The organism is Psychrobacter sp. 16-MNA-CIBAN-0192, from assembly GCF_040309565.1.
GTDB lineage: Bacteria > Pseudomonadota > Gammaproteobacteria > Pseudomonadales > Moraxellaceae > Psychrobacter.
Window position 1 is genome coordinate 1 of the sequence record NZ_JBEOOX010000525.1, and the last position, 251, is coordinate 251.

The window sequence follows — 251 nt, forward strand, 5'->3', positions numbered from 1 at the left end:
TTTCACTACTGATTCATCAACAACGGCTTTAATCACGCCTTGTGTCGACGGAATATCATACATTGTATCGAGCAAGATGCTTTCAACAATAGAACGTAACCCACGTGCACCGGTTTTACGTGACATTGCTTTTTGAGCGATGGCTTGTAATGCATCGTCACGGAATTCAAGTTCGACATTTTCCATCTCAAATAATGCACTATATTGTTTAGTTAATGCATTCTTTGGCTCAGACAGAATCTGTACTAATG

General features: G+C 39.4%; 1 protein-coding gene. It reads right to left on the reverse strand.

Annotation, left to right across the window (positions count from 1 at the left end; genetic code table 11):
* Nucleotides 1-251: ClpB D2-like domain containing protein (locus AAEY78_RS14235; RefSeq protein WP_502943786.1), on the reverse strand; the 251-nt coding region annotated here is incomplete at both ends.